This window comes from Cyanobium sp. N5-Cardenillas (assembly GCF_024345515.1).
GTDB lineage: Bacteria > Cyanobacteriota > Cyanobacteriia > PCC-6307 > Cyanobiaceae > Cyanobium.
In genome coordinates this window covers 1-5,829 of record NZ_JAGQBG010000197.1, presented here as the reverse complement: position 1 = coordinate 5,829, position 5,829 = coordinate 1, and the positions used below count along the sequence as shown (strand labels likewise).

Below are 5,829 nucleotides of genomic sequence, written 5' to 3'. Positions count from 1 at the left end.
GCAGACGCGGTTGGCGGACCTCTCCGGCCGGCTCGGGGCCTGGGCCCTGGTGCTGGTGGCGGCGGTGGTGCTGGGGGGCTGGTTCCTGGGCGGCTCCCCCCTCGCCCTGCTGGAGCTGGCCCTCTCCACCGCGGTGGCGATCGTGCCGGAGGGGTTGCCGGCCGTGATCACGGTGAGCCTGGCGATCGGCACCCGGCGGATGGTGCGGCGGGCCGCCCTGATCCGCCACCTGCCGGCGGTGGAGGCGCTGGGCGCCATCACCGTCATCTGCACGGACAAGACCGGCACCCTCACCCAGAACCGCCAGATGGTGGTGGAGATGCGCTGCGGTACCCAGGCCCTGGAGCCCACCGAACTGGGCTTCGGGGTCAGGGAGCTGGAGCCGCCGCCAGGGGCCGGGGCCGGCATCGCCGCTGGCCAACCGGATCTGCTGCTCCAGGCCGGCGTGCTCTGCAACGACGCCGAACCCGGCCAACATGGAGGGGTGGGGGATCCCACCGAGCTCGCCCTGCTGGAGGCCGCTGCCAAGGCTGGTCTGAACGGATCCGATCTACGTGCGAAGCACCAGCGGCTGGCGGAGATTCCCTTCCGCGCCGAGCGCCAGCGGATGGCGGTCTGGGTGGAAGACAGCGACGGCAGCCTGGCGGCGCCCCTTGGCGCAGCCCCGTTCGGCTCCTCCCCGGGTCGGAGGTCCCAGCTGCTGATCGTCAAGGGAGCTCCGGAGGCGATCCTGCAGGACTGCGATCGCTGGTTGGCTGGGGCGGGAACGCAAAGCCTCACTCCGGGCCAGCGGGACTGGTGGCTGGCGGAAGCGCGGGACCTGGCCGGCGCCGGCCTGCGGGTGCTGGCCTTCGCCTGCGGCCCGCACCACCCAGGGCCGGAAGCCGGGCTGGACGGCCTGGTGCTGCTCGGCCTGATGGCGCAGCGCGACCCGCCCCGGCCGGAGGTGCCCGCTGCCGTGGCCCGCTGCCATGGGGCCGGCATCCGTCCGGTGATGGTCACCGGCGACCATCCCCTCACCGCGCGCGCCATCAGCACGGCCATCGGCCTGGCGGAGCCGGCCAGCCCGATCGTGCTGGGACCGGAGCTGGAGGGCCTCGACGCAGCGGCGCTCGAAGCTTTGGTGCGCCGGACCAGCCTCTTCGCCCGGGTGCTGCCGGAGCAGAAGCTCCGGATCGTGCGGGCCCTGCAGGCGACGGGCGCGGTGGTGGCCATGACCGGTGACGGGGTCAACGATGCCCCGGCCCTGCGCCAGGCCCACATCGGCGTGGCCATGGGCATCAGCGGCTCGGACGTGAGCCGGGAGGCGGCCGATGTGGTGCTGCTCGACGACAACTTCGCCTCGATCGTCAACGCCGTGGAGGAGGGGCGGCAGGTGTACGCCAACATCCGCCGCTTCGTGCGCTTCATCCTGGGCTGCAACCTGGGCGAACTGATCACCATCGGCTCGGCACCGCTGCTGGGTCTGGCCCTGACACCCCTGCAGATCCTCTGGATCAACCTGGTGACCGACGGCCTTCCGGCCCTGGCCCTGGCCCTGGGCCCGCCCGGGGAGGATCTGATGCACCAGCCGCCGATCGAGCCCGGCGAATCCCTCTTCGCCCGCGGGCTGGGCAGCGCCATCCTGCACACCGGACTGGTGTTCGGGGCCCTGGTGGTGGCGCTGATGCTGGTGGCCTCCCGCCTCGGCCGTCCCTGGCAGACCATGGCCTTCACCACCCTCTGCCTGGCCCAGCTGGGCCATGCCCTCTCGGCCGGCAGCGACCGACCCCTGTGGCGCACCCCTCCCCTGGCCAACCCCTGGCTGCTGGGGGCGGTGCTGGCCACCGCCGCCCTGCAGCTGACACTCCTCTACGTGGCACCGATGGCCGGGTTCCTCGGTGTCACCGCCCTGTCGGCCGTCGATCTGGCGGCCTGCGCAGGGGTGAGCCTGGCCTTCGTGGCCTACCTGGAGCTGGAGAAGGGGCTCGCCTCGGGCCTGCGCCATGCTGGGCGCTCACCCCACCCCTCCACCGGCGCATGAGCCTCGATCAGGTGCGCTGCTTCCTGGCCCGCCTGCAGGACGACGAGGCCCTGCGCAGCAAGGTGCTGACCGCCGCCACCGCCGACGACGTGGCCCAGATCGCCGCCGGCAAGGGCTTCGACTTCTCGGGGGATGAGCTGCTGCGGCTGTCGGGGAAGAAGGTCGGCCGGGTCACGGTGACCAAGCAGGACATCCCGGGGGAATACAACTGATGGGTCCAGCTAGGCCACCGCCAGCCGCCGCCACTGGCTGCGCAGCTGCTGCGGCACCGGCAGGGGTCGGTAGTCGCGGGGATCGCTGGGGCCATGGCGCAGCACGGCATTGACCAGCAGGGCGGGGATCCGGCCCCGGTTGACGGCGCCGTGGGGCACCCCGGGGGGAATCCGGACCCAGAGGCCCTCGTCCTCCCGCAGGGGGATGCGGCGCAGCTGGCGGTTCTGCAGCACCACCAGGTCGATCGATCCGCGCAGCACGAGCAGCTGATCGGTCTGGAAGCGGTGGCAGAAAAGCTCGAAAGCGTCGCCGCTGGCGATCTCGGCGATCAAGGTTTCGTCGCTGGCGCGGGGGGCGGAGACCACCGCCTCCCCATGCAGCGAGCGCTCCATGGGGAGGAGTTCGACGTTGCGGGAGAGGGTCATGACGTTCGCAGCAATATGGTTAACTTTCGCGACCGTTTTCCCGGATGAGCGTCGTATCGGCTACTGACACATGGTGCTGTCAGGATTTACTGGCGCTCACTTCCGCAACGGCGACACCGGAGCCTTCAGCAAAGCGCCGATTCACCTCGTTCCAGTTCACCAACGGCCACCAGGCGGCGATGTAGTCCGGTCGGCGGTTCTGGTAGTTGAGGTAGTAGGCGTGCTCCCACACATCCAGACCCAGCAGGGGCACGCCCGGCTCGATGCCCGGCAGGTCCATCAGAGGGTTGTCCTGGTTGGCGGTGCTGGTGATCGCCAGGGCCCCATCGGGCCGGCGGATCAGCCAGGCCCAGCCCGATCCGAAGCGGTCGGCCGCCGCCTGCGCGAAGCGCCGCTGCAGGGCCTCGGGCGAACCGAAGGCCGCGGTGATCGCCGCCTCCAGCTCCGGCGACGGCGTTCCCCCCTGACCCGGCGGTGCCATCACCCGCCAGAAGAGGGAGTGGTTGTAGTGACCGCCGCCGTTGTTGCGGACGGCGGCCGGGTACTGGGAGATCCGGCCCTGCAGGGCCTCCAGTGACAGTCGTGCCAGCTCGGGATGGTCCGCGATCCTGGCGTTGAGGTTGGCCACGTAGGCACCGTGGTGGCGGTCATGGTGGATTGTCATCGTGGTGGCATCGATCGACGGGGCCAACGCATCGACCGGGTAGGGCAACGGCGGCAGGACGTAGGCGGCCAGCGCCGGCCGTACGCCGGCGGCGACCACCACCAGTGCCAACAGTCCGGCCAGGCAGCAAGCCCTCAGGACACGCGACAACGGCAACGGAGGCATGGGCCTGGCGGGGAGTATCGGCATCGGTTCTAACCGGCCCTGCCGGAGACGGCCGAACGCCAGTCCAGCCAGGGCAGGCCCGGCAGAATCGCCGGCGTCGTGGCGCGGTAGGCCTCGTACTCGGGATGGAGGCTGCAGAGGCCGGTCTCCTCCCGCCGTGCCTTGAAGCCCAGCACCACGACCAGGCCCAGCAGCAGGGCCAGATGCAGCAGGCTGCCCAGGGCCACGGTGACGCCCAGTGAGCACAGGATCAGTGACTGGTACAGCGGGTGGCGGCAGCGGCCATAGGCGCCGGAGGTGACCAGGGCGGCCTCGGGCATCGGTTCAGGCAGGGGGCTGAGGCTGGCGCCCAGGTTCAGGGCGCCCTGGCCGGCCAGCACCAGCCCCAGGACGAACAGCAGCAGGCCCCCCAGGCGGAGCGCCAGCGGCCAGTGCAGGCCCAGGGAGGCGGGGGAAGGCGTGGCCGGCAGCAGATGGGCCACGATCAGGGCCATCTGGGCGATCAGCCACCACTCACCACGGCGGTTGTCGCGCAGTCCCGCCCAGGAAAATCCCCAGGCGGTGAGTCGTTCGGCCAGGGCGTTCGGCATGGTGACCTCGCAGATCGGCATCCACCTCCATGCTGGGCCCTGATCGCCCTCACGGTCGCAGCAGTTCCTGCACCAGGGCATCGAGAGCCGCCGGGTGACGCAGCAGCTGCTGGTGGCTCCAGACCGGCAACATCCGCCGCGGCCCGATCGGCAGCACCCCATGCCAGCCCGGCACCACCATCAGATCCACGGCGGTGCCGTAGCTGCGGCACTCGATCCCCTGCAGGGGGCTGAGATCCGCGTTGAGCTGGCGCAGCAGGGGGCTGCCCAGCTTGAGATCGGCGATGCCCGCCAGGGGCTGGCGTGGCCAGGGCTGGGCCGTCAGGGTGCCCTGCTGGGGGCTGCCGAGGCTGATAAAACGGCGGGTGCGGACATGGCCGCCCAGCTGCTGAATCCAGGTGCGGGCAATGACGCCACCCATGGAAAAGCCCAGGATGTCGATCGGCTCGTTCCCACCGAACGCCGCCTCGATGTGTCCGGCAAGCCGCTGGGCCGACGTCTGGATCGGCGCGATGCCGAAGCGCAGGGGCAGGGCGGGCAGCAACAGGCGTTCACACCTGCCGGCCAGGTGGCGCTTCAGAGTGTCGAACACCCTGGGGGTGTCGAAGAGTCCGTGTACCAGCACCAGCGGGGGCCGGGTGGAGGATTCCCTGCCGGAACACATGGCAGAGGAGGGCAGGGCCCCCATCCTGCGACGGAACGGCTCTCGGGTTCCGTTGGCCAGGGACGCTGTTGCTGAGGGCCGGCGCCTCCGGGATCAGCAGCCAACGTCGCTCAGCGAACGTATGAGATGGGGCTTGAAAAGCTTTTGGGCACGGCTGGTGACGGGGCACAGCCTGCGGTGGGTGGTCAGGAGGGCCGACTTCAGGGCCTCTCAGGCTGACGTGATCGAAAGGGTCGCTGGCTGAACGGGCGCCGATGGCGGAGCGTTACTTCAGAAACGGAGAGACTGTGGGCTCCAGGGACTGGATGGTGCTGGTGGACTCGGAGGGCGCCGTCATGACAGCCGAGGAGTCGGCCTTCGACTCAGGGAAGGGAATCACCACCATGGAGATCAGGAAAGCAGCTCCGCTGATCGCGGCCACCGCCAACTGGGCTACGGGACTGACAGGATCCATGGCCGTCGCTTCACTGCCCCTTAAGAGTACACCAAGTTATCGCTCATGACCAAGGGGGCGCCGCGGTGCTGCTGCGGCGGTGCCGCTCTTGCCCACCCCGGTCAGAGTTCAAACGCTGACAGGGCTTCCGGGGGATGACGATCCCTGACACCAGCCCCAGGCCCATCCTTGACCCCCGCCCTGGCCAGCGCTCAGGCCGCAGATAAACTGAGAAAGAGAGGAAAACCTGGATGAGCCGCCCCAGATGAACCGCTACGACGCGCTGGCGGAACGGTGGCGGCTTCAGAGCACCAGAACCGACGAGCTCCAGGACTCCCTTCGCACCCACTCCTATCTGTTGCTCGGCGAGCTGGCAACGGAACTGGGGGTGGAGGCGAAAACCTGGAAGGAGCAGAAGAACCCCTTTCACCGCCGCTATGTGGAGTACCGGCTCTCGCCCTTCCCAGGCTCCGAAGGGGAGACACGGATCGACCGGTACACAACCAAGGGTGAACTGGAGTTCGCCATCGTCGTCACCTTTGACCACGGCGCCGACCAGTTCCCGAAAACCCGGTTCCTGCTGCCCCTGGCCACCCGCATGTACCGGCAGCATCCCCAGTTCTGTCTGTGGGACCCCGAGCAGGCGGCGCCC

At 69.8% G+C, this 5,829-nt stretch carries 8 protein-coding genes; 4 read left to right on the top strand and 4 right to left on the bottom strand.

What is annotated here, in order from left to right; translation table 11 throughout:
- Positions 1-2,023 (top strand): cation-translocating P-type ATPase (locus KBZ04_RS13695; protein ID WP_254992460.1); only part of this gene is annotated, 2,023 nt, incomplete at its 5' end.
- A complete protein-coding gene (locus tag KBZ04_RS13690; RefSeq protein ID WP_254992459.1) occupies positions 2,020-2,235 on the top strand; it encodes a Nif11-like leader peptide family natural product precursor in 216 nt (71 codons plus the stop codon). The genes KBZ04_RS13695 and KBZ04_RS13690, both read left to right, overlap by 4 nt.
- 9 nt (positions 2,236-2,244) lie before the next feature.
- Here KBZ04_RS13690 and KBZ04_RS13685 read toward each other — a convergent pair whose 3' ends face one another.
- The 4 genes from KBZ04_RS13685 to KBZ04_RS13670 all read right to left on the bottom strand — a co-directional run bounded on the left by KBZ04_RS13685 (position 2,245) and on the right by KBZ04_RS13670 (position 4,744).
- On the bottom strand, positions 2,245-2,661 hold the full coding sequence (locus KBZ04_RS13685) for a cupin domain-containing protein (protein ID WP_254992458.1): 417 nt from the start codon (positions 2,659-2,661) through the stop codon (positions 2,245-2,247).
- A gap of 79 nt (positions 2,662-2,740) precedes the next feature.
- Positions 2,741-3,490, bottom strand: coding sequence for a superoxide dismutase (locus KBZ04_RS13680; RefSeq protein WP_315860124.1), 750 nt, complete (start codon positions 3,488-3,490; stop codon positions 2,741-2,743).
- A 29-nt stretch (positions 3,491-3,519) separates the two neighbouring features.
- Positions 3,520-4,080 (bottom strand): methyltransferase family protein, encoded by a 561-nt coding sequence (locus KBZ04_RS13675; RefSeq protein ID WP_254992457.1) that lies wholly within the window; start codon positions 4,078-4,080, stop codon positions 3,520-3,522.
- A gap of 49 nt (positions 4,081-4,129) precedes the next feature.
- Entirely contained in the window at positions 4,130-4,744 is a 615-nt protein-coding gene (locus tag KBZ04_RS13670) for an esterase/lipase family protein (RefSeq protein ID WP_254992456.1), read from the bottom strand.
- A gap of 254 nt (positions 4,745-4,998) precedes the next feature.
- On the opposite strand from KBZ04_RS13670, the gene KBZ04_RS13665 reads away from it, so the two are divergent.
- Together KBZ04_RS13665 and KBZ04_RS13660 are read left to right on the top strand one after the other, a co-directional pair.
- Complete coding sequence (locus KBZ04_RS13665) at positions 4,999-5,247, top strand: hypothetical protein (protein WP_254992455.1); 249 nt, start codon at positions 4,999-5,001, stop codon at positions 5,245-5,247.
- A gap of 195 nt (positions 5,248-5,442) precedes the next feature.
- The coding region (locus KBZ04_RS13660; protein WP_254992454.1) for a hypothetical protein at positions 5,443-5,829 on the top strand (387 nt) is incomplete at its 3' end.

What these genes read in the sequence shown, in the direction of transcription:
- KBZ04_RS13690 (WP_254992459.1), top strand. Translation starts at nt 2,020, where the DNA reads ATGAGCCTCGATCAGGTGCGCTGCTTCCTGGCCCGCCTGCAGGACGAC.
- KBZ04_RS13685 (WP_254992458.1), bottom strand. Translation starts at nt 2,661, where the DNA reads ATGACCCTCTCCCGCAACGTCGAACTCCTCCCCATGGAGCGCTCGCTG.
- KBZ04_RS13680 (WP_315860124.1), bottom strand. Translation starts at nt 3,490, where the DNA reads ATGCCTCCGTTGCCGTTGTCGCGTGTCCTGAGGGCTTGCTGCCTGGCC.
- KBZ04_RS13675 (WP_254992457.1), bottom strand. Translation starts at nt 4,080, where the DNA reads ATGCCGAACGCCCTGGCCGAACGACTCACCGCCTGGGGATTTTCCTGG.
- KBZ04_RS13670 (WP_254992456.1), bottom strand. Translation starts at nt 4,744, where the DNA reads ATGTGTTCCGGCAGGGAATCCTCCACCCGGCCCCCGCTGGTGCTGGTA.
- KBZ04_RS13665 (WP_254992455.1), top strand. Translation starts at nt 4,999, where the DNA reads ATGGCGGAGCGTTACTTCAGAAACGGAGAGACTGTGGGCTCCAGGGAC.